19 protein-coding genes are annotated in these 24,270 nt (G+C 43.9%); 11 read left to right on the top strand and 8 right to left on the bottom strand.

Translation table 11 applies throughout. The annotated features are described in order from the left end of the window. Positions 1 to 61 precede the first annotated feature (61 nt). Positions 62 to 1,207 (top strand): conjugal transfer protein TraF, encoded by a 1,146-nt coding sequence (locus L4C42_RS12575; protein WP_429760713.1) that lies wholly within the window; start codon positions 62 to 64, stop codon positions 1,205 to 1,207. 76 nt (positions 1,208 to 1,283) lie between these two features. Continuing rightward, positions 1,284 to 1,439: a YoaH family protein gene (locus L4C42_RS12570; protein WP_353499313.1), complete on the top strand. Its 156-nt coding sequence runs from the start codon at positions 1,284 to 1,286 to the stop codon at positions 1,437 to 1,439. Positions 1,440 to 2,891: 1,452 nt separating this feature from the next. Here the strand turns inward: L4C42_RS12570 and yciH are convergent. Together yciH and L4C42_RS12560 are read right to left on the bottom strand one after the other, a co-directional pair. After that, positions 2,892 to 3,203, bottom strand: a complete 312-nt coding sequence (yciH, locus tag L4C42_RS12565) for a stress response translation initiation inhibitor YciH (protein ID WP_353499312.1) — start codon at positions 3,201 to 3,203, stop codon at positions 2,892 to 2,894. A gap of 1 nt (position 3,204) precedes the next feature. Then, the gene (locus L4C42_RS12560) at positions 3,205 to 3,573 is read right to left on the bottom strand and encodes a DUF3319 domain-containing protein (RefSeq protein ID WP_042495946.1); all 369 of its coding nucleotides are present in this window, start codon (positions 3,571 to 3,573) and stop codon (positions 3,205 to 3,207) included. 93 nt (positions 3,574 to 3,666) lie between these two features. On the opposite strand from L4C42_RS12560, the gene L4C42_RS12555 reads away from it, so the two are divergent. After that, positions 3,667 to 4,623, top strand: coding sequence for a tyrosine-type recombinase/integrase (locus L4C42_RS12555; RefSeq protein WP_418642959.1), 957 nt, complete (start codon positions 3,667 to 3,669; stop codon positions 4,621 to 4,623). On the opposite strand, the gene L4C42_RS12550 is transcribed toward L4C42_RS12555, so the two are convergent. Both L4C42_RS12550 and L4C42_RS12545 read right to left on the bottom strand, forming a co-directional pair. Then, complete coding sequence (locus tag L4C42_RS12550; protein ID WP_353499310.1) at positions 4,620 to 5,615, bottom strand: D-alanine--D-alanine ligase; 996 nt, start codon at positions 5,613 to 5,615, stop codon at positions 4,620 to 4,622. The genes L4C42_RS12555 and L4C42_RS12550 overlap by 4 nt on opposite strands. A gap of 162 nt (positions 5,616 to 5,777) precedes the next feature. Next, on the bottom strand, positions 5,778 to 6,407 hold the full coding sequence (locus tag L4C42_RS12545; RefSeq protein ID WP_353499309.1) for an SPOR domain-containing protein: 630 nt from the start codon (positions 6,405 to 6,407) through the stop codon (positions 5,778 to 5,780). Positions 6,408 to 6,647: 240 nt separating this feature from the next. On the opposite strand from L4C42_RS12545, the gene L4C42_RS12540 reads away from it, so the two are divergent. Beyond that, positions 6,648 to 9,332, top strand: coding sequence for a bifunctional acetate--CoA ligase family protein/GNAT family N-acetyltransferase (locus L4C42_RS12540; protein WP_353499308.1), 2,685 nt, complete (start codon positions 6,648 to 6,650; stop codon positions 9,330 to 9,332). Positions 9,333 to 9,359: 27 nt separating this feature from the next. Here the strand turns inward: L4C42_RS12540 and L4C42_RS12535 are convergent, their stop codons facing one another. Next, positions 9,360 to 10,247 carry a LysR substrate-binding domain-containing protein gene (locus L4C42_RS12535; RefSeq protein WP_353499307.1) on the bottom strand — a complete coding sequence of 296 codons (888 nt, stop codon included), beginning with the start codon at positions 10,245 to 10,247 and terminating at the stop codon, positions 9,360 to 9,362. Between the two features lie 208 nt (positions 10,248 to 10,455). Between L4C42_RS12535 and L4C42_RS12530 the strand changes: the two genes are divergently transcribed. After that, positions 10,456 to 12,654, top strand: coding sequence for a TonB-dependent hemoglobin/transferrin/lactoferrin family receptor (locus L4C42_RS12530; RefSeq protein ID WP_429760708.1), 2,199 nt, complete (start codon positions 10,456 to 10,458; stop codon positions 12,652 to 12,654). Positions 12,655 to 12,901: 247 nt separating this feature from the next. Here the strand turns inward: L4C42_RS12530 and L4C42_RS12525 are convergent, their stop codons facing one another. Beyond that, entirely contained in the window at positions 12,902 to 13,267 is a 366-nt protein-coding gene (locus L4C42_RS12525) for an NADH:ubiquinone oxidoreductase (RefSeq protein WP_353499305.1), read from the bottom strand. Between the two features lie 505 nt (positions 13,268 to 13,772). Between L4C42_RS12525 and L4C42_RS12520 the strand changes: the two genes are divergently transcribed. The 3 genes from L4C42_RS12520 (at position 13,773) to L4C42_RS12510 (ending at position 17,783) form a co-directional block, all read left to right on the top strand. Beyond that, a complete protein-coding gene (locus tag L4C42_RS12520; protein WP_353499304.1) occupies positions 13,773 to 15,005 on the top strand; it encodes an L-lactate MFS transporter in 1,233 nt (410 codons plus the stop codon). A gap of 186 nt (positions 15,006 to 15,191) precedes the next feature. Then, entirely contained in the window at positions 15,192 to 17,546 is a 2,355-nt protein-coding gene (locus L4C42_RS12515; protein WP_353499303.1) for a fatty acid cis/trans isomerase, read from the top strand. Positions 17,547 to 17,597: 51 nt separating this feature from the next. Then, on the top strand, positions 17,598 to 17,783 hold the full coding sequence (locus tag L4C42_RS12510; protein ID WP_353499302.1) for a hypothetical protein: 186 nt from the start codon (positions 17,598 to 17,600) through the stop codon (positions 17,781 to 17,783). A 133-nt stretch (positions 17,784 to 17,916) separates the two neighbouring features. Here the strand turns inward: L4C42_RS12510 and torS are convergent, their stop codons facing one another. Continuing rightward, entirely contained in the window at positions 17,917 to 20,829 is a 2,913-nt protein-coding gene (torS, locus tag L4C42_RS12505) for a TMAO reductase system sensor histidine kinase/response regulator TorS (RefSeq protein ID WP_429760704.1), read from the bottom strand. 192 nt (positions 20,830 to 21,021) lie between these two features. Here torS and torT point away from each other — a divergent pair, with 192 nt between their 5' ends. Continuing rightward, complete coding sequence (gene torT / locus L4C42_RS12500) at positions 21,022 to 22,050, top strand: TMAO reductase system periplasmic protein TorT (protein ID WP_353499300.1); 1,029 nt, start codon at positions 21,022 to 21,024, stop codon at positions 22,048 to 22,050. A 178-nt stretch (positions 22,051 to 22,228) separates the two neighbouring features. Further along, positions 22,229 to 22,684 (top strand): methylglyoxal synthase, encoded by a 456-nt coding sequence (locus tag L4C42_RS12495; RefSeq protein ID WP_112462691.1) that lies wholly within the window; start codon positions 22,229 to 22,231, stop codon positions 22,682 to 22,684. Between the two features lie 33 nt (positions 22,685 to 22,717). On the opposite strand, the gene L4C42_RS12490 is transcribed toward L4C42_RS12495, so the two are convergent. After that, the gene (locus L4C42_RS12490) at positions 22,718 to 22,915 is read right to left on the bottom strand and encodes a DUF3088 family protein (RefSeq protein ID WP_429760701.1); all 198 of its coding nucleotides are present in this window, start codon (positions 22,913 to 22,915) and stop codon (positions 22,718 to 22,720) included. A 188-nt stretch (positions 22,916 to 23,103) separates the two neighbouring features. Here L4C42_RS12490 and L4C42_RS12485 point away from each other — a divergent pair, with 188 nt between their 5' ends. Next, complete coding sequence (locus tag L4C42_RS12485; RefSeq protein WP_429760699.1) at positions 23,104 to 24,270, top strand: P-loop NTPase fold protein; 1,167 nt, start codon at positions 23,104 to 23,106, stop codon at positions 24,268 to 24,270.

Here is a 24,270-nt window from a genome sequence, read left to right as displayed (position 1 = left end):
AAAGAATTTATAATTGACGCCGTTAATACCTACACAAAGGATTAACGGCGTTATTTTTTATATGAAGACCAAACTAAAAACCCTCGCTTTTCTCGTTACTACAGCAACGGCATCAAACCAACTCGTAGCGTCGACACTTTCGATCGATGCCAGAGGAGATGCAATGGGGGGCACTGGCGTTGTGTCGGCTTCATATTTAACCGCTCCTTTCTACAATCCAGCTCTAACGGCCATTTACCGCCGTAATGACGACGCAGGTATGTTGGTACCAAGTTTAGGGATCAGCTACGATGATCAAGACCAATTACTCGACAAAGTCGATGATGCATTCAGTGCTGCGGATCGAAATGACGCGGCAGCAACGCAAGCAGCGTTACAAGCGTTAGATGGTACGCAAGCTAAAGTTGATTTTGGAGGGGCTGTTGCATTTGGTCTTCCAAATCGATTTATTGCAGCGAATATATTTGGAAAAGCTTACATCGAAAATGTAGCAACGCCTGATATTGCACCAGATCTGGGTGACCCTGTAACACAGGCGCAGAATACTGCGATTAAAACTGCATCTGTTGCGGTAACAGAAGTTGGGTTATCGTTAGCTAAATACCAAACCTTGTTTGGCCAACACTTCTCATTTGGTATCTCACCAAAACTGCAACGAATCTACACCTACACCAGTGTGAATTCACTACAAGATTTTAAGTTTGACAATATTCGTGAGGATTCTACGGGTGAAACTGCGTTTAACTTAGATGCAGGTGCTCTGTGGTTTCATGGCCCTTTTAGAGCGGGCATATCTGCGAGAAACCTGTTTTCAAGAAATATAGACACTAAAAGTGGTTTCGTTACTGTAGGTGGACGCGATGTTGCCTATGGCTATCAATATCAATTACAGCCGCTCTACACAGTAGGCGCTGGCTTTATTGCAGACTATTTCCAGCTATCTATCGACTACGATCTGAACAAAGAAAATAAATTCACCCAATTTGATGACGACGTGCAAATGTTCCGTGCTGGTATTGAGGTCGATTTAGTTCGTCAAATACAGTTAAGGGGAGGGTATCACAAAAACCTTGCCCGAGATTCTGAAGGAACATTAACTGCGGGTATCGGACTAAGTCCACTTAACCTATTTGAACTTTCCGTTGCGGCAAGCTATACATCTCCACAAGCGATGGGTGCATCGGTCAACTTCCTAGCAACCTACTAATCTAAATGACTTGCGCTTAACCTGAATTCGTCTATAGTCCTCCAATCACAAATGTCCGTTGTAACTGGAGGACTATATGTTTGATGACTTACCAACCTTAAGCCATGAACAACAACAAGCGGCTGTCGAAAAAATTCAAGAGCTCATGAAGCAGGGCATTAGTACTGCCCAAGCTATCAAGATAGTAGCGGAAGAAATTCGTGAAGATATGAGCAATAAAGAAGACAAATAGTCGCGATTAGCATAATCAGCCCACCAAACGGTGGGTTTTTTTGTGCCCGGAATCCACCTATATAAAAATCCAATAAGTCATATTTCGCGGCGACGCAACATTGTTTCTAACATATAAAATCCATACATACACCGTTAAAACAATAACTTACTATAGCATAAAACACTATCGTGGCAATCTTGGGGGTGCGGTTGTGTAATTTAATTACAGGCCGATTTTCTTTAGTGTAAACCACTAGAGTTTTATGCTGCTTTTAACGCGGGATTTTCAGAGACAGTAGGTGTTTACAAACTTACTAGCTTTGAATGCGCACTTTCTTTTAGATCCGTTGGGCAACTATTGATTTTCTTGCCAGCACAAGGGCATATTTAATTAAAGCTCTTTGGTTACGTTGTAACTAATCTAATTGATGTCGCGTTGTTCGGTTTTTATTTCAGAGTCGATCAAGTGTTTTAGTTACGAAGGGTACGAAAATTCTAATCTGGAGTAGATTGAGTGATTACGTCATGCGCACTGATAGGTTCCACCATAACGCACTATAACTAATTATTTCTTGATGCTAACTATTGCTACGGCCACATATTGCTTTACTTGAGTTTTCTAAATTACATAACATCTAAGGTAAAGAACTAAACCCAATGAACTACTAGTAGCAGTTACGTTGTAACTATATTTTCTTTCGCGGATTTGCTACAAAAGCTGTATGTACGAATATCAAAATAAACGACAGATTTTCAGCTCACTGTTGAACCATGAGTGATAGGAACTAAAGGAATGATTGTTAATGACCAACAACAGTAGGTTTTGAACGGATAATTTGATAGCGGCAAAGATTTCGCCCATTAGTCACCGAATACGGCAAAGGAGGAATGTCGTGATACCAGTTGTAGGATGATTCATTAGTGGCATTATGATACGAAAGCGATCATCATTACGGCGGTTTCATGGATGGCCTGAGTTGCATGAACCTAGCTTTGAAGACCTTAAGTTGCCAGGTGATTTATTAGGGTTCTGACATGTTGAGTAGAGATATGCAAAATATCAGCAGCGTCGATTTGTCTTAAATGTTTTTCTCGCAAATCCGTCAGGACTTTGAATCGACTTATCTCGTGATCACTCATAGCAATTAGCATCAGTTAAGGGCCTCATAAGCCAACTATGATTAAAGCTTAGGAGGACATTTTAACTTTGGTAAATAGTGACATTACGACTTTGCGCCCATAACCTTAGTGCGTATTATGTATATTATGTTAAATAAAGCGTGAGGGAGCTTGATTTGTTTACCTTTCTCGCTCCTCTATCCCTCAAACATGTTCAATTTAACCATAACAGCGATTTACCATAAAATACCTAATAACCACATTATCTTAATCTGCGATTTAGATAATGTGGTTCTAGATACAGAAAAGCCAGCACCTGAATTATGCTGGCTTTTGCTTTATTCTGGTTTGATTAACCGCCAGCTAACTTTACTGTGTAGCCTTTCTTTTCAAGAGCGGCTTTAATCTTATCTCGGGCATCGCCTTGGATTTCGATAGCGCCATCTTTTACTGAGCCGCCACAGCCACAAACTTTTTTAAGTTCTGCTGCAAGTAATTTGAGCGGCGCATCATCTAGGTCTAAACCAGTGATGATCGAAACTCCTTTTCCTTTGCGGCCTTTAGTCTGTTTTTGGATTCGAACAATGCCATCGCCTTTGGGACGCTCTGGCTTTTGTTTTTCTTCTTTGATACGGCCTGTTTCCGTTGAGTATACGAGAGTCATATTATTTCTTTGCTAGTTCGGCTTTTTTCTTTGCAATTAGGTACGCTTCGATATGTCTTTGTATAGCAAGCTTACCACCTTTGATAAGTTTACCATTAAACATACAGTACCAGGCGTTGTTTTCACCCGTATCATTACGAATAGTAAACCCGTTGAAGTTTTCTTGAGCACCTTTCGCTGGGGCTTTTTCGGAACTTGCGGCTAATGTCGCTGGGTCAATGATCGACGCGGTGTCGCACCACCAGTCAATGCTCTTTTTTACAGCAGCAAGGTTACCCTGTAATTCGCGGTTTTTAATAGTGACTTTCCATGTTTGATTGGAAGAGCCGATAGATTTAAGGGTAAACCCTCGATAACTCGCTAGAGCCATAAAGACTTTTCTCTTGTATCGTTGTAGTAACACTGTCCACCTGACATGTTATCAGGTATTGTAAGTCAATCAATTAAGTTATAGTGCATTAGTATGAAAAAAGACATCCCACAAATAACAGAACCTGACGAAGCTAACAGATTTAAAGGATTGTTACGTTCTTCGATCAGCTATCAAGAGTTCGCTGACATGACTGCTAATTGTTACTCACGTAGTACAAATCTGGCTATGTCTAAAGATTGGCGCACTTTCAATGAGTTTTGTAACTTACATAGTCATCCTTCATTGCCAGCCTCCGAAGCAACCTTACTTGAATTTATCGAGTATACGAGACAAGAAAAAAAGTACAGTAGCGTCAGGCGTTACATTGTCACCATATCCGTCGTTCACTATCTGTTTGATTATAAAGACCCTACTCGTTCACGGCAGGTAGGATTGGTGATGAATCAATTGAAAATTGCTAGCTACACTAAAGTCAAACAAACCACCCCTTTTACTGCTGACCATTTGGCAAAGCTACATAGCCTCTTATCTTACAGTGATGAAAAGAAAGACATTCGTGATTTGGCTATCTACTTTCTATTGTACGAATGTGCACTAAAGCGCCGGGATCTAAAGTCCTTAGCAGCCGAGGATATCGCACAAGACGAAAATGGTTACACTGTAACATTAGATGACAGACAATATAGATTAAGTGAGTATGGGGGTGAGAGTATTCAGCGTTGGTTAGACTATGTTCCCTACTCTGTTCTGTTCAGAGCTATCGATAGACACGGTAATATCAGCGATTCGCCGCTCGATGACTCTTCAATACATCGGGTACTGAAGCGTGCAAGTCAGTTACTTGGTTTGGATGAAGCACTCAGTTTTTCTTCTCAATCAGGACGCGTTGGCGCGGTTCAGGCGTTGTCTCGCGAAGGTCTGAAAATCAGAGAAATACAAGAGTTTGGTCGATGGGCAAGTCCAGCGATGCCACTGCAATACAGTGGCAAAACGTCGCTGTCAGAAGAGCAAAAATCACTCTTCAAGACTAAGAAAGATCACGATTAATTAAAAGCAGATTCGATACAATCAGTTAAAAACTCAGAAAAAGGCACACCTGAATGCTCTACCATTTTTGGGAACATGGAAATCGGTGTCATTCCTGGAAATGTATTGACTTCATTTAGATAGATTTTGTTGTCTTCTGTAAGGAAAAAATCTATGCGTGACAAGTGCTTAAGCTTCATTCGAGTGAACACTTTGTGAGCCGACTCATGAATAATGACGCGTTGCTCGTCTGTTAAGTTGGTCGCTTCTACGGTAGTCGTCGAGTGGCTATCTGCACTGTACTTTTCATCATAGCTATAAAACGCACCATCTGGAGCTGTCACTTCGCCAGGCTGAGTAATAACCAGTTTGCCTTGATATTCATAGGCCGCTACTTCAAGTTCACGTGGTTTCACCGCTTGCTCTACGACAACTTGGTCTGAGTAACCGAATGCTGCGTCAATGGCATCGTTTAGCGCAGACTTCTCAGTTACACTGTAACAACCCACTGAAGACCCTTGCTTGGCCGCTTTAACGAACACTTTACCCCATTTATCAAACGCTTGGTTTGCTGCCTGGTGAGACTTTTCGTCATTTTCAGTGAGGAAAAGGTATGGTGTGTTAGGAATATCTAGGGTGTCGTACCATAACTTAGAAGTGATTTTATTGAAGCTGTTACTGCTTGCCTCTGGTCCACAACCTAGATACGGGATACCCGCCATTTCAAACAGTGATTGAATGTCACCTGTTTCTCCTGGGAATCCATGAATACAAGGAACGACATAGTCGATATTAAGTTTAAGATGTTCTCCCACCAATGCCTTTTGGTTGAGATCCAAAACAACGAGGTGACCATCGCTACACTTCCAACCTTCTTTGGTGATTTCAACTCTGGTGACATTGAACTTAGTGTTCAATTTGAGTTGGCTTTCTAGATAGTTCGCAGAGACGAGAGAGACTTCATGTTCAGCAGAGCCGCCGCCACATAGAAGCAGGATATTCAGTTTTGACATCTTAAGCTTGTCCTTAGATTGCTTTCAAAGAATCATAAACGATTGAACAGCAAGATTCAGTTCTAAATCTGTTAAATTTGCCATTTATTCACTCGGATGAGCAGTTTGCATACAAAAATGCCCAGTGCATCTAAGCGCTGGGCATCTTGGTAATTCATTTTACTAATTAAGCTTGCTCAATGTAGGGTAATCGGACTTTTTGATCTTGTCGATGCTGCGAACGAAAGGTTTTAAGTCTTGGAATTCCTGGGGTAAAGTTTTGATAGCTTGCTGCGCTTTCGCTTTAGACGCAAAATCTCCGTATAATAACGCATACCACTTGGTGCCATTTACCACTTTGTAGTTTTGCCATACCGGTTGGCTACTGTTCGGTAGCTTATTTGCAAAGCGAGTTACTTTATCTTGGCTACCTACGGCAACAACTTGAATCGTATACCCAAAGCGAACGTTTTGCTCTGCTTGCTTTTTAGACGGCGGGACAATCTTAACAACTTTGTTGTCCTGAACAGGCTGTGCTTTTGTTGGAGCTGCTTTTTGTTTAGTCGCAGTAGATGCTGTTTGAGCCGACGCTGCTTGAGCTTTTGCAGGCTGACGTTCTACTGTTTCACTCTTCGCTACTTTTTCTGACTCAGCATTTGCAACTGCTGTTGTCGCGACAGCAACAGGCGCAGCGGTTGTTGCTACCGGTTGATAGTCCTCACGATAACTTTCAGATTTCACTTCTGCTGTGAACTCACCAGACGAACAAGCTGCCAACATGGTAGCTAAGCTCACTATTACCACTTTCTTCATCGTATCACTGCCTGAATTAACTATTGTCTATCCTTTATCAGACAGGAATATCATCTAACGATGATTCCAAAACCCTGTCTTAACTACCTGTGACATGTTACACAATAATTGAGGCACAGCAATACGTTATATCTAAATTTAAGAGCAAACCAACTTTAATCGATTCAAAGCTAGTCTAGTATTGTTGAATAATGCATCTTATACCCATCACTCCATCACTCCATCGCTCAGGGAGACGCTATGTCGTTGGATACGCTTTTCAAACCCAGCTCTATCGCCGTAATCGGAGCTTCTCGTAAACCGAATCGTGCAGGTAGCGTCGTCATCAAGAATCTTCTCATGGGCGGATATCAAGGCACCATCTTACCGGTTCACCCTAAATACAAATCTGTTAATGGGATTCTATGTTATCGCTCTGTGAGTGAATTACCACTGGTTCCGGACATTGCAATCCTTTGTACCCGAGGTGATAGAAATGTTGATTTGATAAACGATTTAGCGGTCGCTGGGGTTAAAGTTGCGATCATAATGGCCTCGGACATGTCCGTGCCTTATGACAATGACAATACGATAGAACAAACATGTTTGCGCATCGCTCAGCAAGCAGGAATGAAAATCGTAGGTCCAAACAGTCTTGGGGTATTGCTGCCTTGGCAAAATTTCAACGCCTCTTTTTCACCAGTTGACTGTTTACCCGGGAAGTTGGCATTCATTTCCCAGTCTTCAGCCGTCTGCACAACGATTTTGGATTGGGCTAACGACAAGAATATCGGTTTTTCGGCATTCATCTCCATCGGCAATGGTAGCGATGTCGATTTCGATGACATTCTTGATTATTTGTCTCGTGACAGTAAAACGGAAGCTATCTTGCTCTACGTGGACTCCATTCGAGATGCAAGACGCTTTCTCTCTGCAGCACGTGCTGCTTCTCGTAATCGTCGTATTTTGGTACTAAAAGCCGGTCGACACACAACAGGTAGTTTGACTCAACCTCATCAGAGTTCACGCTCTTTCGATATTGTGTATGACTCCGCGATTCAAAGAGCAGGTATGTTGCGAGTAAATAACACTCATGAACTGTTTGCTGCGGTAGAAACACTTACCCACTCTGTTCCACTCAGAGGGGAGCGTTTAGCCATTATTACCAATGGTATGGGGCCAGCGTTAATGGCGCTCGATACGCTCGCGGATAAAGGGGGGAGTTTAGCCCAACTATCAGCGAACACTATTGACGAGTTTGATAAAGTACTGCCTACAAACTGGCCTAAATCGAATCCTGTCGATTTGGGCGGTGATGCGACATCCGCGCGATACTGCCAAGCGATACGGTGTATACTCGACAGTGAAGACATTGACGCACTGCTTATCATGCACAGCCCATCAGCAACAGCCGAGCCTTCACAAACTGCGCATGAAGTTATAGAAACCATCCAAGCACACCCTAAAGCAAAACGCTTTAATATCCTTACGAACTGGTCCGGTGAAGCGACAGCGAAAGAAGCACGTCTTCTGTTCACCCGTCAAGGTATACCGACCTATCGAACGCCTGAGAGTGCGGTGACTGCTTTCATGCACCTTGTCGAGTACCGACGAAATCAATGGCAGCTCATGGAAACGCCGACCACGACGGATTCCTATTCAACGGAGCAACTCGACAAAGCACACGAATGGCTGGCAGGACAAATCTCCACATTGCCAGAAGCGAACGGATCTTCATCGCTCGAATCTCATGTCTGTGAACAGCTATTTGGTCTTCTCAATTTACCGACACTCCCCACATGGTTGGCCCACGATCCAAGCGAAGCTATACACTTAGCCGATAATATTGGCTATCCCGTTGCTGTAAAACTTCGCTCTCCGGATATCGCCCACAAATCTGATATTCACGGGGTAATGCTTAATCTTAAAGATGCGCAAGAAGTGTCGAATGCTGCCCAGTCCATTCTTGATCGCACCCGACTCTCTTACCCTGATGCGCGTATCGAGGGTCTTACGGTACAACAGATGGCGAAAGTAGCCGGCGGTCAAGAAATTCGTGTCAAAGTGCTTAGCGACCCAACATTTGGCCCGGCTATTTTTATAGGACAAGGTGGCTCAGAATGGAATATTGAGCGTGAGGCCGTCACCGCGTTGCCACCTTTAAACATGGCACTCGCCCGCTATTTGATTATTAACGCGATTAATAAAGGGACACTTAAGTTCCAACAATCGCCCAATGCGGTCAATCTCGCCAAGCTTGCTGGCTTCTTAGTAAAGATCTCTCAGATTGTGGTGGCCTGCCCTGAAATCCACGAACTGGATATTCATCCACTACTTCTTAATGGCGATGACATTACCATTCTCGATGCTTCCGTCGTGATTAAACGCTATGAAGGAGAGCCGCAATCCAGGCTGGCGATTAGACCTTATCCAACTGAAATGGAACAAACATTAACGCTGCGTGATGAGACTCAAGTACTCCTGCGCCCCATTCGACCTGAAGATGAGCCCTACCATGCGGACTTCATCAATAACGTCACCAAAGAAGATCTCTACAAGCGATTCTTTTCCGATGTGGGAGAGTTCAATCATGAAGCTTTAGCGAACTTCACTCAAATTGACTATGACCGAGAGATGGCGTTTGTTGCTGTTGATATGGGCCAGCAAACGCCACATATCATTGGGGTATCTCGAGTGCTCGTCACGCCGGATAACAGCGATGCTGAGTTTGCTATCTTGATCCGCTCAGATCTTAAAGGTAATGGACTTGGTCGTATCTTGATGAACAAGGTCATCGATTACTGCAAGAGCAAGCAAACCAAGCAAATCTCAGGCATGACGATGCCCACTAATCGCGGCATGCTTACCCTCGCTCAAAAGCTTGGCTTTGAACTCGATGTGCAGTTTGAGGATGGCGTTGCCGATATGGTGTTGAGACTTGATTAAATGAAATGATAAAGGGGCGAAAGCCCCTTATTTTAAATCCCACGTTTTAGTGAGATGTCGAATACACCAAGATTTTGCTTCACCAATGTGATTACGTTTCCATGCCAAAACTACATCGATACTGCTCACTTCAGTATCTTTAATAACTTTGAGCTTTCCTTCTGCTATCAGTCTATCCGCGACTTGTGTTGGCAATGTTCCAACTCCTAACCCAGAGACCAAAGCCTCAACTTTCGCGTCTAAATTAGACACCGTTAATCGTGGCTGTTTCTCTAAAATATTGACGCTTAATGCAGGCTGTTCACGAGCAGTATCAGCAATGGCAATCACTCGGTATTTACTGCGTGCTTCGCTATCAAACTCACCATTACGTTTATGTACATAGTGATCCGTTGCGGCAACCCATGTCATCGACATTTCACCAAGACGCTGTGCTTTAACTCCCTGTGGCAATACATCTGGCTGTGGACAAACAAGCAAGTCACAACGCCCTTCACTCAACGCCTCCCAGCATCCAGCAAGGACTTCTTCTTCTAATTTGACTCGTGTTTTGCTGACATTGCCTAGCTTATCAACAAGGTCAAAAAAGTTAGCAACTGGAATAATGCTGTCGTAAGCAATGGTTAGATCGAGTTCCCAACCATTAGCGAGCAATCTTGCTTCATTAATCATGCTCTCCGTTGCCTGAAGAATGACTCTACCCCTTTCTAGAATCAGTTTCCCTGCTTCGGTCAGTGTCGCTTTATGGCCAGAGCGATCGAAAATCATGATATCCAAATCTTGCTCAAGCTTTTGCATTTGATAACTGAGCGATGAAGTCGCACGGTCGAACTCAGCCGCAGCGGCGGCAAAGGAGCCTCTTCTTTCAATGGCATCCAATATGGTTAACGCTTCCAATGTAATCGACACCGACATTTCTATTCCTTATCACCGACAATTTGGTGGGTATTGTCTAACTGTCTGTCAGTGATAGCAAAACTTATCGAGTTATACAAGATGAACAATTTTTGCTCGCTCGATCAATTCATTTAACGATAATAATAGTAATTATCATTTTGATCTGTATTATCACCCAGGCATCCTCTAAAGGCATTACTCACATTTTTATTTATGGATTAAATTGATGTACCAGTTTCCCTTCAAAAGACAGCTCATCGCTACTTCAGTATTGCTGGCCTTCGCGCCACAACTACACGCAGAAATAGACGCCAAGTCCTATGACGACGTGGTAGTCGTTTCTGGCACAAAAACACCTCAAGCCTACTCTGATGTTTCAACTTCCATTAGCAAGATCTCAAGTGATGAATTTGAGAAAAATATGGCGAGCGATATTAAACAAGCAGTGAAGTATCTACCCGGCGTTGAAGCAGAAGGCAGTGGCCGGTTTGGGCTTTCTGGTTTCAACATTCGCGGTATGAACGGGTCGCGAGTCAAAATCATGGTTGATGGAGTTCAACAGCCTGTAGGCTATAACCCAGGTGCGGGAGAGCAGCGTAAATATCCCAACGCCATTGAAGTCGACACGCTGGCAACGATCGAAGTCAATAAGGGTGCGTCTTCGTCCCTGTTTGGCTCAGATGCGGTCGCGGGTGCTGTTGTGATGAGAACCAAAAATCCAGATGACGTACTAATCACAGATGGTAATGAGCACCGTTTTGGTATCAAAACGGGTTACAGCTCAGCAGACGAAAACTTCAAGACCACAGCAACCTGGGCAATGCGCCAAGACAAATTAGAAACATTGCTGATGCTAACGTATGCAGATGGCTCTGAAACAAAAACACATGGCAGTGGTGCCAATGTGATTGGCGATCAACGAGGCGCCGCCAACCCTGCGAGTAAGAATCTAGGAAATGTTTTAGCGAAAGCGTACTACCAAGTCAATGACCAACATCGTATTGGGCTTACGGGTGAGTACTACAATTATTCACATAAAGAGGATGAACTCTCCTACTACGGTATTAGCATTCCGATGGGCCCGATGGACTTCATCTACAACTCTAGAAATACATCAGATGAGAACAAACGATTCCGACTAGGATTCGAGCACCAATGGCAAATCAATAGCGGAATCGCTGATGATTTGGAGTGGTCGGTCAATTATCAAGATAGTCGCAGCCTAAATAAAAACTTTGACAATACTAATCTATACGGCGATCGACTAAGACAACGCGATGCCCAAGACAGCTCTTGGCAATTTGATGCGAAACTTAACAAGCAATTGGATTTCGACAACCATTATCACCTTCTTACCTATGGTACTAGCTACAAAGACAACCGTTTTCAACTGAATAACGATGACTACAAGCAAACTGGTAGTACTGTAGGGTCTACCGGTGTGCCCGATGCGACCACCACAAACTTTGGTTTGTTTATTGACGATCAGATCTTCTTGCTGAATGAACAATTGGTCTTGAATGCGGGTTTACGTTACGACAGCTTTAAAACTGATCCAAAACAAAGCGACGGATATAGCAATGAAGTCAGCGCCTACCAAGATGATGACTTTTCTGCAAAACTGGGCGCAGTTTATCACCTGAACCAACAGTACAGTGTATTTGGTCAGGTAAGCCAAGGCTTTAAGGCGCCAACTGTTCACGATCTGTACTACACCTATAATCAGGGCGCGATTATCGAGGCTAACCCGAATCTAACATCGGAACGCAGCACATCTTATGAGCTAGGTTTTAGAAGCCAATCTCAAAATGCCACTTATGAATTGGTTGGTTTCTACAATCAATATACCGATTTTATCTCTCAAAAATATCTCGGAACGGATCCTGACAGCGGTAAAGAAGTGTACACAATGGTTAACTTAGACAACGTAGATATTCGAGGCGTTGAGTTTTCAACCAATGTGGCTCTTGATGAATGGCTAGGCGCACCTCAAGGTATGTACTCTCGTTTTTCATTGACCTACACCGACGGTGAAGATAGGAAAACTGGCGAGCAACTAGATACTGTTACACCTGTGCGCTCGGTGTTTGCGCTCGGATATGACAACGTAGCTAACAATTGGGGATTATTGAGCTCGTTAACCATGGCAAGCCGAAAAACTGATTGGCAGGATAATGACGCGGAAGCGGACAAAAAGAACGTCGATGCACCTGGTTATGCCGTCGTCGATCTTACCGCCTACTACCGTCCAATGCAGGACCTTACCTTACGTGCAGGTCTGTTTAACGCATTTGACACTAAGTATTGGCTACATGATGACTTGAGGTCGAAGACAGTAGTACCAGGTTCAATGTCCCCAAAGAACTACGACCTTTATACCCAACCGGGTCGAAACTGGTCAGTTACTTTAGAATACTTGTTCTAGTGAGTTAAAGGTGGCGGCGTATCAGTGCCGCCACATCTCTCAATTTTAATGTCAGCCTATATTCGTTAATGATTCGTTGCTCAATTTATTGTATCCCCCTGCATAGAGCTCGATTAAGTCATAGCCAACTGCTTCATGAAAACGGATAGCCTAAAGTTAACAAGTAACACTCGAAAAAGAAAAAGCGCCGATTCATCCATGTGAATCGGCGCTTTTCTATGTTTAGGTAACATACCTTATGAGGCAGCTATGCTACGTGCGCTTTTAGTCCTTTAGGCGCTGGCGTAATGCTATCGCGGTAGCTGAACCACAAATAGCTCACTGCAATGATGTAGAACAAATAAGACAGCGCAAATACGATTGGTGAGGTGATCAAATCATTCGAAATACTTAACCCTACCCCCACCACGGTGACTGTCAGCTTCGCGATCGTTCCTAGGAGTAAAAGACCCATAGCGAATTGCGGGAAACGTGTACTCGCAAATGCGATCATGTAGCAAGCTCCAACCGCTAAAGAAGCAATAGACAAACCAAGTAGATAAGAGTGAATGTGGTCAGCAGCTGCGTAGCCTGCTCCAAGAGAGACACCGAGCAACATTAGAATTTTGGTCATGAACATACGTCACCTCAACAAATAATCAAAAACGTGTTTGAAATGTCCATTTTCAATTTTGAAATCTCATTTTGCCTGTATTGTGATTCCTAATTGATGATATTTCAAGCTTACTTTTTGAACGTTTTTAGTGCAAATTTCACCCATTCATTTCCCGTTACATTTAGACAACAATCGAAAATATAGATCGCCTTGGGTAACAGTATGTTACGTATTTTACCAATCAACAAAGTTCCATTGTAACAATGTATTTACAACTCAGTTTTTTTTAATACTTGCTAAATTTGTGATCCGACGAACCACGCCAATAATTCACACGTCAAATTAATATCAAATTTACACCTTTGTTACATCAATAAGTTAATTGAATTAATTCGGAAAAATCGATTCCAATTGTAGGAATATTGGTTATAATCCGCGCTCCTTTGCGTCATCTGTTGATAAACGCAAACTAATTTTGAGTGTTTAACCCCCCGAACGTTGTTCGACATATCAGAGAACAAAAATGAGCAAGATTGATAAAGCTATGCGAATCCTAATTGCAGGATTCTGTATCAACCTTTGTCTTGGCATCCTGTATGCTTGGAGTGTATTTAACAAAGCCCTAGTAAGTGAATGGGGTTGGAGTGCAGCTGACGCGTCATCTCCTTACGCTATCGCGACCATCACTTTTTCTATCTGTCTTCTTGTGGCTGGCGTACTTCAAGACCGTATGGGTCCACGTAACATCCTTATCTTGGGTGCAACGCTAACTGGCCTTGGCATGATTGCTTCAAGCTTTGTTCAATCAGTTATGATGCTTAATATCACTTTCGGCATGATCACTGGTGCGGGTATTGGTTTCGGTTACGCATGTCTATCTCCTTCAGCAATGAAATGGTTCCACCCTTCAAAGAAAGGCATGGTTAATGGCCTTATCGCAGCTGGTTTTGGTCTAGCAGCAGTATACCTAGCTCCCCTAACCTCTTCTCTGATTGGTTCTATGGGTATTAGCTCTACATTTATGGTGCTAGGTGTTGGCGTCCTTATCGTTGCTGTACCACTTGCGGCAACAATCAATAACCCACCAGCGGGTTATCAGCCACAAGAGCCAAAAGTAAAAGCAGGTCAAGCACCGGTACAAGTTAAGAAAGCGGCTGACATGAGCTGGAAAGCAATGCTAAAAACGCCTCAGTTCTACTCTCTATGGGTTATGTATGCGTTTGCAGCTGCTGCTGGTCTAATGATCATTGGTAACATCACAAACATTGCTAGCGTGCAAGCTAACCTACCGAACGCGGTTTACTTAGCTTCTCTACTTGCTATCTTTAACTCTGGCGGTCGTATTGCAGCAGGCATCCTGTCTGATAAGATCGGCGGCGTACGTACACTGATGCTAGCGTTCATCCTACAGGGTGTGAATATGGTACTGTTCTCAACGTTTACTTCTGAGTTCATGTTGATCATCGGTACAGCCGTTGCTGCAGTTGGCTATGGTACACTGCTAGCGGTATTCCCATCACTAACCGCTGAGTACTACGGCCTTAAGAACTACGGTACTAACTACGGCGTACTTTACACATCTTGGGGTATTGGCGGCGCAATCGGTGCGGCTATTGTAGGTTACTCAATGACTCATGGTGGTGGTTACAACCTAGCGTACACAATTTCTGCGGTTATGATGGGCGTATGTATCGTACTTTCGCTTGTGACTAAACCAATTTCTGAAGAGAAAGCAGCTGAGCTAAAAACAGCGTAATTCTCTTACTTTAAAAGTACCATCGCATCGAAGCCTGACGATAAATCGTCAGGCTTTTTTTGTTTCTTCAGAACATTATAAATCCGCTGATTTGGATATATAGTTGGAAAATTATCGAGTTATCAATGAAAATTACCTTTATGCAAAAGGAATCACTCGCACTATGCGATGCATTGAGAACACAATATGACAATAAAACGATTTTCACTCACCCTGCTTATCCTGATTTTTTCCGGATGTGCCACTTACGCAGGGCTCAACTATGACCAGCTATTTGGCAAACCTGAAGTAAGAGAACGTACCGTTCCCGTCTCTTCCCCCGAATCAGACTTCTTCCTCTCTGAGGTTAAACCTATCATCGACAATCGCTGTGTCGTTTGTCACGCATGCTACGATGCCCCTTGTCAGCTCAAACTCTCTTCTGTTGATGGTATTGACCGTGGCTCAAGCAAAGAACTTGTCTATCAAGGCACCCGTTTGACTGCTTCGCAGCCAACTCGTCTATTTGAAGACGCTCAGTCCACCGCCGAGTGGAGAAAGTTAGGTTTTTTTCCAGTGCTAAATGAGCGCGAACAATCTCTGTCAGGTAACTTAGATGCTGGCTTAGTTGCGAGAATGCTAACACAGAAAGCACGTCACCCTTTGCCAGAAACGGATCAGCTTGAAGGATTTGATTTCTCCATCGATCGTACGCAAGTTTGCCCAACGATCGAAGAATACGATGCGTACGAAGCCGATTACCCTCTTTGGGGTATGCCTTATGGTATGCCAGGCATTACCAACACAGAGTACCAAACGCTCATCTCATGGCTTGGTAATGGCGCAAAAATGAATTCACCACTGCCACTTACTGATGAAGAGCAAAGCCTAGTCAATGAATATGAAAAGCTACTCAATCATGACGACTTAAAAAACCAGCTGACGGCAAGGTATATCTATGAGCACCTCTATCTTGCTCACCTCTATTTCTCAGAAGTGGAAACCGAGCAGCGCTTTTTCACTATAGTTCGTTCCGCCACTCCGCCTGGTAAACCTATAGACAGGATCGTAGCTCGGAGACCTTATGATGCCCCAGGTGTTGACCGCGTCTATTACCGCCTAGTACCGGTAAGAAGCACGATTGTTGATAAAACTCATATGCCTTTTGCGCTTAACATGCCGAGGCTCGAGTCCTGGTACCAATGGTTCATTAAGCCAGACTATGAGGTTAATAGCCTTCCTAGCTATGATATCGCAGTCTCTGCGAACCCAATGACAGCGTTTAGAGATCTTCCCGTGAATGCACGTTTCAAGTTTATGCTTGATAACGCTCAGAATACTATCATGGCCTATATCAAAGGGCCAGTGTGTCGCGGTCAGCTCGCTCTCAACGTCATTAATGATCGCTTTTGGGTCTTCTTCCTCGACCCAGACAAAGCAGATTTACCAGAAGTGAATGCATTTTATCAGCAGCAAGCAGACAACCTGAAGCTGCCAAGTGAGCTTGAAAGCAATACAGTCCCAATTACTAACTGGGTTAAATATGCAAATCAACAAACTCGCTACCTTGAAGCAAAATCGGAGTTCATGAACAAATGGTTTGAAGGCGGCAAACACCTGACTACCGACGTACTTTGGACCGGTAATGGCGAGAACCCAAACGCAGCTCTGACCGTTTTCCGCCATTTCGATAGTGCATCTGTAGTTCAGGGGATGGTGGGCACGCCACCTAAAACGGCGTGGATCCTTGATTACGCCCTTCTAGAACGTATCCATTATTTGCTGGTGGCCGGTTTTGACGTCTATGGTAACTTTGGCCATCAATTGATCACTCGTATGTTCATGGACTTCTTGCGAATGGAAGGTGAAAGTAACTTCTTAGCCCTATTGCCAAATACGGTACGTCACCAAGAGTTCAGTAGCTGGTATCAAGAGCAAAGCCCACAATTTAGTGAGTTTTTACAACGCAACATCAAGCCCTTTAGCCAACCAACTCAAGAGCTCTATTTAACCGAGAACTATAAGCAAGAGTTGTATGGCAAGTTACAGAGCAAACTCGAGCCAGTAATTCACGATCGATTCAAAATCGTGAACACGGGTTTGTCTGAGAAAAACGAAGCATTGCTTCGCAGTATCGATGACATTAGAGGAGAAGGACTTCAAACCGTACCTCAAATTGTCATGGTGATGATTGAAGCGGACAATGGGAATCAACAACTGTTTACTCTGCTTCACAATAATGCACACATCAACATCTCAAGCTTGTTCTCTGAACAGAAGAATCGCGATTATAAGAACGATGACCTTACCTTTGTTCGAGGTGTGATCGGGAGTTATCCCAGCGCGTATCTAAGTTTCAAAGAGTCAGAGATCGAAAATTTTGTCGTTGCACTTCGTAATATCAACGGCGAAGAGGACTATGTAAAACTGCTCGACAATTATGCAGTTAGACGTAGCTCTCCTGATTTTTGGCAATTTAGCGACCAAGTTCATGAGTTTTACCAGCGCACTCAACCTATCGAATTCGGGCTGTTGGACTATAATCGGTTTGAGAATAGATAGAATCGACTTAAGAACAGATAGGTGCTCGCGGGAACTCTTAGGAGGTGTAAGATGAGCATTAGAGATAGCATTGAAGCCATCGAGCAACAGATTTATGTTGCCTGTTCAGACGGTGACTACGAGACCGTTAACATGTTGGAACACCAACTCGAACACTTGAGAGGACTCTCTAACAAAGGGATTGATGAAGATCCCTATGCAGTTGAACACCGAACCTATCTTGATGATGATTGGTAAGGTCATACCCAACTGTATAACGAAAAAGGGCTCAATGTGAGCCCTTTTTCTGGTTTGGATTTTTAGTGACTAAAAAGCTTTTCTAATGGTCAAAAAAGTAGCGAAAAGCCACTAACTGTATATTTATACAGTATCAGTTGTTTAGCAGACCTTGTAAACGATTAACGGACTGTTGCCTTGACAGAATTAAAAGCTCTAGGACTGACAGCAATCGACCAATATGATCATCGGCCGTTTCGATAGCAAGGCAGATTTCAAATAGTTGCGTTAAGCCTAGTGCAGCCGCGCTACCTTTGAGTTTGTGAGCTAATGCTTTAACTTCATGCTCATCATCCGTTTGTGCCGCACTTTCTAGCTCTTCAATGATCTGCTGACTCGACTCAACAAACACATCAACAATTTTTTTTACTCTGTCATGACCTAATATCGACAAGTCATCACGCAGTACTTTTTCATCAATAATCATCGATTCTTCCAACGTGTCCAACTCAGTTTGAGAGGGTTGCGCTTCCGAAGCCAAGTAGGTCGTCACCTTATTGGCAAGATGCTGCTGTATTGTGTCTCGCAGTTCTTCTCTGTCGACGGGTTTTGGAAGATAGCCGTCAAAGCCTGCTTCTAAGTATGACTCGACTTCTTCGTTAAATACGTGAGCTGATACCGCAATCATTGGTGTCTTTTCGTTCGCAGCTTTGTTTTTTTCTATTTGTCTGAATGCTTTCAATAAATCAACACCACTACAGTCTGGTAGGTTAATGTCAACGAGTGCAATATCAAAATCATGCTCGGAAAACATAATTTTGGCATCCTCTCCTGTTTCCGCTGCAATCACATGATGCCCCATATTGACCAGAAAACCTTCTGCAACCATGAGATTCACCGCGTTATCTTCTATCAACAGCACGCGACCGTTTACTGTTTCAGTGCCACCAATAGGCGTTTGTATTTCTTGCCCTTCAAGTGCACATTGCTCCAAAGGAATGACAAACCAGAAACGACTTCCTTCCCCAAGATAGGAATCAACGTAGATCTCGCCATTCATCGCATGTACAAGCCTTTGGCTTATTGCTAGACCGAGCCCAGTACCACCAATGGTACTGTGACCATTTTCCGCCTGAGTAAAGGCTTCAAACAAGCGCAATTGGTCATCAGGGCTAATCCCAACACCAGTATCAGAGACCTCGATCATCACACAAGTTTCATCATCAGGGTCTAGAGATACGTAGATATCAACCTGACCGGACGAGGTAAACTTAATCGCATTACCAACCAAGTTGTTAAGCACTTGGCTTAGGCGGGTAACGTCACCGCAATAAACATCAGATACATCACTCTCGATATGAAAACGAAAATCTAGGTTCTTCTCCAGAGCCTTGCCGAGCATTAGCTGATAACAATCTTGCACCATTCGATAAAGATCAAACGGTTTGTTTCGGATCTCAAGGTGGCCAGCCTCTATTTTCGAGTAGTCCAAAATATCATTGAGAATCGCAAGCAAATTCTGCCCACTACGATTAATCACTTGCAAGTAATTACGTTGCTGAGAGTTCAGCGAGGTATCTTCCATTAAGGCTGCGGTGCCAAGTACCCCGTTCATCGGAGTCCGGATCTCATGACTCATGGTCGCTAGAAATGCAGACTTAGCGCGGCTCGCTTGTTCAGCCGCATTGCGTGCTTTGGCGTGATTTAATACTTCCTGGTTGAGTTTTTCATTACTGGTTTGCAACTGGAGTGTCCGCTCGGTAACGATTTGTTCTAACTGATTTCTATGATTCTCGAGCTCTTTCTTGGCTTTGATTTCAGCTTCAGCGACAACTTTAAGAGCCTGTGCCGTATTACGAGCAGTGATAATGGCTTGACCCATATGGGCGAGTTCATCATTACCCTTTACACTGACATCAACATTGAGCTGCCCTTTCGCTATAGATAGCAGCGCGCCAGAGTATTCTGCCAGTCGTTTTACTACCGACACATAAACCACGCGCCAGACAATCAATACAACCACAACAAAGCCGATAATAGACAGTATACCCAACGTCCACTGCGCGTATTTTAATGTCGCAGATAAGTCGGCCACAGCGGCCGTTGTCGCTGCATTAGATTGGTCGACAAGCTTTGAAATGGTTTCATTGAGCTTGGTAAACAATTCGAGCGTTTCGTGCATTAAGCTTTTAGACCGCTGCCTCTCGTTGTATTTTTGCTTGAGTAAGGTAAAAATCGTTTTCCCAGACGACAGTTCATCTAAAAGCGAAGCCATCTGCTCTGAGCGAGTAGGATCCTCAACGCCGGGTACCCGTCTTTGCATGATATTAATGTTGGTCTGATACTGACGCTGTAGTTCATCGATACGCCCAGGATCAGAAACCGTTCTCGCCTCCTCAATCTGATTAAGTGTTTTAAAGGCAAGAAGGTGCAACTCGTGCAATCGTTCGGACAGATCAAGGTCGACTTCAACTAGACTGTCCAAGGCACTGAGTGCTTCTGCTTTCTTTTCCTTTTCAAGCAAACCGTAAATATGAGTCACATTGGCAACAGCAATCGTACTGGTATTGAGAACTTGGGTGCGCGTTAGTTGCTCTAGCTCTTCCGCTTGCACTCGTAGCTGAGTCGTCAGTTGTAAAATTGATTGATCGAGCGTGATGGTTTGTTCCACAGAGCTGCCCAGCTCTGCAAGACTATCAATGATAGATTGAACGGTTTGTTCAAGGCTATCGAGCAATTTGGAATCGAACGAATCTGAGCCAAGACTTTTTATGTGCAGGAGCAAAGATTCGAGACGCGAAAACAACACACGCCCAGCCTCTTGATGCTGTGGTTTGGTTTTTGCGTTCGAGAGCACTTGTACTGATGCAATGATGCGCGAACTTAACTCAGAGACTTCACGAGCTTCAAGCATTGAAGGAATGGCTGTATCAACCACATTGCGCTCTGTCTTAGCAACAAATGAGAATCCAGACACGCCAATCGCCGTCGACAGCAATACGAGTAATGCCATCACTAAAAAGGAAAATAATAACTTACGGCCAATACTGGCTTTAGAGAGCAACATACCCACTCCATTGACTTTACTTCGATTCCATCCAGGATTGTCATTCCAATATCGATCGGAACCTGAAAGAAGCACGCAAACTACTAAAATTACGCCCACTCATCGACACTTAGCGCTTGCCGACGCTCATTGGACTGTATTACGCTATATTTTGCAGTGTAGCAGAGCTAGATACCACTAAACGTTGACGATATGCCTAATAAAACTCACTTTTTTTCGACAATTTGTGCGCTAATGATTGCCACCAGTGTTCCACTGAGCAGTAATGCAGCAAATGCCACTACTGTTAAGAACGCACCGGAGTCAGAAAAAGTGTGCGCCATTTACCCACACCTTAAAGACTCATACTGGCTATCCGTAAACTATGGGATGGTGACAGAGGCAGAGAAGCAGAATATTACCCTCAAGGTCTTGGAGTCTGGGGGTTATCCGAATATAGACAAACAGCGTGCGCAACTTATCGCCTGCCGCGACTGGGGCGCCGATGCGATCATTCTTGGTACCGTCTCTCCCACCGCATTTAGCCAGGATTTAAGTCGCTACACACAAGACACGCCTGTATTTGCGACAGTAAATCATCTCATTGTCGATAAAGCGCAACGTCAACACGTAAAAGGTGTTGTCGGCGTTGATTGGTACTGGATGGGTCATCGAGTCGGTAAACACTTGGCAGAGCAGCACCCTAAAGGCAGTGGTGTCGTCGATGTGGCTTTTCTTCCTGGCCCAGAATCAAGTGGTGGGACAAAGCCTGTCATTCTTGGATTTCTAGAAGCAGTCAAACACAGTGATGTAAACATTGTTGAAACCCTATGGGCAGACAATGACAAGGAGTTACAACGTAACCTAGTTCAAGAGGTCATTGAAAACTACCCGAACCTCGATTATGTCGTTGGCAGCGCAGTTGCTATTGAAGCTGCTATTAGTGAGCTACGTGCACAGCCGCACCACTCTGATATCAAGCTTCTATCGATTTACCTGAGTCACGGGGTATATCGCGGCTTACTTCGCAACAAAGTAGAGTTTGCACCGACAGACAAAATGGTAGAGCAAGGTCAATTGTCTATCCGTCAAGCCGTACATTATTTACGAGATGAGCCCTACGAAACAGATCTTGCACCTAAAATTGAAGTGCTAACACCTGATTCACTTGATGAACAAATCATCGGGGAATCCTTGTCTCCCAGTGCATTCAGGCCTATTTTTAGTGTCGAAGAGCATTAATTGTCACAGATACCAAGGAAGCTCATTGCGAGCTTTGGTTGTGATGCGTAGTATGAAGCTTGATTTTAATATCAATAACTTAAATCAAACTAATTCGAATGCACTCACGTCAGCCTATTGTGTGCATTCAAATTAGAACGAGCAGAATTCAAAAATAGATAATTAGGAACAAAAGTACATGCAGAAAACGATTCGCACAATGCCGGCACACAAGCACATCGCACTGGTGGCTCATGATCATTACAAACCTGAGCTTCTGCGCTGGGTTCAAGAGAACAAGGAAAAGTTACAAGGTCACTTTCTGTATGCAACAGGGACAACGGGTAATATGCTTAGTAAGGAAACTGGCCTTGCCATCAAAAGCATGATCAGTGGCCCAATGGGTGGCGACCAACAAATCGGTGCGCTCATTTCTGAAGGGAAACTGGATATGTTGATCTTCTTCTGGGATCCTCTTAACGCAGTACCACACGACCCTGATGTAAAAGCCCTGCTACGTATTGCCAGCGTATGGAACATCCCTGTCGCAACCAACCGCGCTACCGCGAACTTTTTGTTTGAATCTAATCTACTCTCGCAAGAAGTGGATATTGAAATTCCAGACTATGATGCTTACTTGGCTGAACGCATCTAGTGTACCAAAGGGGGCATCGTCCCCTTTCATTGTTCAAGGGAGGACTTGAGGCTCACCGGATTGCTTCGCCAAGTAATCAATGATCGCTTCAGGCTCAGTGATGGTCTGTTTATCCTCCAGAATCAGTACGGGTAGCCATTGATGCTCTGGTCCTAATGCAGCTACTAATACGTCACGAAGTTTCGCAAAAGGGATACGACACACCTCAACATTCGGCTCGCAGAGCACCATACCCCGAAGGTTCAGATCGGTTCACGACCAGAACCGCCAGCCCCTCCGCTCAAGCGGGAATTTTTCTTTTTAAGCGAATACCAATTCCCTATCTGGCTCGCCGTCTAGTGTCTTACTGCCACTGCTCTGCCTAACTTCACCTTAATTCATCACGACGTGATGAATTCATTTTGCTATAATGAATTACAATGAAAAGTACACCGAGTCATACAACTATGAGTAAGCACAGTTACATTCCTTATTCTGACCCATGGTTTTATCATCGCCCAGTATTAGCACAGCACATAACAAATATGTGTAAAGACACGCTATTTTCTCGAATGGTGTACTTAGGTACGCGCAGGATTGGCAAGACATCGTTCTTCTTAAGTGATTTAAGCCCCGAGCTTATCAACAACGGTCTGTTGCCTATCTATATCAACATGTGGGGCAACAAGAGTGCACCTCATACCGAATTCGCTGAACAGTTAGCAAGAGCGCTTGATGAAATAAAGCAAGAAGGCGCGCTGAAGCGGCTCCTCAATACAGAAATAAAAAAACTCGCGATTGGCAATCAAATTGCCAAAGTTGAACTCGAGTTTAAACCAAGGTCTGCCAGCGACGCAGATATACTCAACATTAAGAGTCATCTTAAATCCGTGATAGAGGCTGCTGGCGGTTCTAAGGTAGTCTTCATATTGGATGAATTCCAACACCTTTCTACATCTAGTGCTTTTGACAACTTTCTCTACACCCTGAGAACTCTGTTCGACTCTTACGGCTCTAGAATTACCGTGATCTTTACTGGCTCAAGCAGGACAGGCATGAAAGCGGCTTTTGAAGACGACAAAGTGCCCTTCTATCAGTCTGCACAAGTGAACGAATTTCCTGTGATTGATGACGGTTTCATTGAGCATTGCACCAACCGGCTCAAGGATTCTTATAACATTCATATTAACCGCTTGGAGCTGCTCGACTTCTGGAACGAAATTGATCACTCACCACACTGGATAATTAACCTGATGCGTGAATTGGTCGCCAATCAACGAACGCTTAACCAAGGTGTTAATTTTATCAGAGAGGCGATTCGTGCCGAGGAAGGACATAAGGACATCATTAAGAACTTAACGCAAACAGACAAAGCGGTCTTGCTATTGCTCCATGCGCAGCGTGGGATTTACAGTGAAGCTTCTCAGGCGTTTGTAAAGAAAATCGGCGGTAAAGCAACCCGAAGCGCGGTACAAGCCGCAGAGCGAAAACTAGAGTCAAAAATGATAATTAGCTCACTCCCCAATAAGAAAGTTATTGTCGAACTGTATGGGCTCATTGATGCAGTTTGGCAAGACATTGACATCCCTGAAAAGCGATTTGATTAA

Origin of the sequence: Vibrio wakamikoensis (assembly GCF_050337275.1) — a bacterium.
GTDB lineage: Bacteria > Pseudomonadota > Gammaproteobacteria > Enterobacterales > Vibrionaceae > Vibrio > Vibrio chaetopteri.
This window is presented reverse-complemented; position numbering and strand designations above follow the sequence as displayed.

Bases quoted from the DNA above. Each gene is read 5' to 3' on its own strand.
- L4C42_RS12540 (WP_353499308.1), top strand. From the start codon at position 6,648: ATGTCGTTGGATACGCTTTTCAAACCCAGCTCTATCGCCGTAATCGGA.
- torS (WP_429760704.1), bottom strand. From the start codon at position 20,829: ATGTTGCTCTCTAAAGCCAGTATTGGCCGTAAGTTATTATTTTCCTTT.
- L4C42_RS12510 (WP_353499302.1), top strand. From the start codon at position 17,598: ATGAGCATTAGAGATAGCATTGAAGCCATCGAGCAACAGATTTATGTT.
- L4C42_RS12545 (WP_353499309.1), bottom strand. From the start codon at position 6,407: ATGAAGAAAGTGGTAATAGTGAGCTTAGCTACCATGTTGGCAGCTTGT.
- L4C42_RS12515 (WP_353499303.1), top strand. From the start codon at position 15,192: ATGACAATAAAACGATTTTCACTCACCCTGCTTATCCTGATTTTTTCC.
- L4C42_RS12555 (WP_418642959.1), top strand. From the start codon at position 3,667: ATGAAAAAAGACATCCCACAAATAACAGAACCTGACGAAGCTAACAGA.
- torT (WP_353499300.1), top strand. From the start codon at position 21,022: ATGCCTAATAAAACTCACTTTTTTTCGACAATTTGTGCGCTAATGATT.
- L4C42_RS12485 (WP_429760699.1), top strand. From the start codon at position 23,104: ATGAAAAGTACACCGAGTCATACAACTATGAGTAAGCACAGTTACATT.
- L4C42_RS12550 (WP_353499310.1), bottom strand. From the start codon at position 5,615: ATGTCAAAACTGAATATCCTGCTTCTATGTGGCGGCGGCTCTGCTGAA.
- L4C42_RS12490 (WP_429760701.1), bottom strand. From the start codon at position 22,915: ATGGTGCTCTGCGAGCCGAATGTTGAGGTGTGTCGTATCCCTTTTGCG.
- L4C42_RS12530 (WP_429760708.1), top strand. From the start codon at position 10,456: ATGTACCAGTTTCCCTTCAAAAGACAGCTCATCGCTACTTCAGTATTG.
- L4C42_RS12570 (WP_353499313.1), top strand. From the start codon at position 1,284: ATGTTTGATGACTTACCAACCTTAAGCCATGAACAACAACAAGCGGCT.
- L4C42_RS12525 (WP_353499305.1), bottom strand. From the start codon at position 13,267: ATGACCAAAATTCTAATGTTGCTCGGTGTCTCTCTTGGAGCAGGCTAC.
- L4C42_RS12575 (WP_429760713.1), top strand. From the start codon at position 62: ATGAAGACCAAACTAAAAACCCTCGCTTTTCTCGTTACTACAGCAACG.
- yciH (WP_353499312.1), bottom strand. From the start codon at position 3,203: ATGACTCTCGTATACTCAACGGAAACAGGCCGTATCAAAGAAGAAAAA.
- L4C42_RS12535 (WP_353499307.1), bottom strand. From the start codon at position 10,247: ATGTCGGTGTCGATTACATTGGAAGCGTTAACCATATTGGATGCCATT.
- L4C42_RS12495 (WP_112462691.1), top strand. From the start codon at position 22,229: ATGCAGAAAACGATTCGCACAATGCCGGCACACAAGCACATCGCACTG.
- L4C42_RS12520 (WP_353499304.1), top strand. From the start codon at position 13,773: ATGAGCAAGATTGATAAAGCTATGCGAATCCTAATTGCAGGATTCTGT.
- L4C42_RS12560 (WP_042495946.1), bottom strand. From the start codon at position 3,573: ATGGCTCTAGCGAGTTATCGAGGGTTTACCCTTAAATCTATCGGCTCT.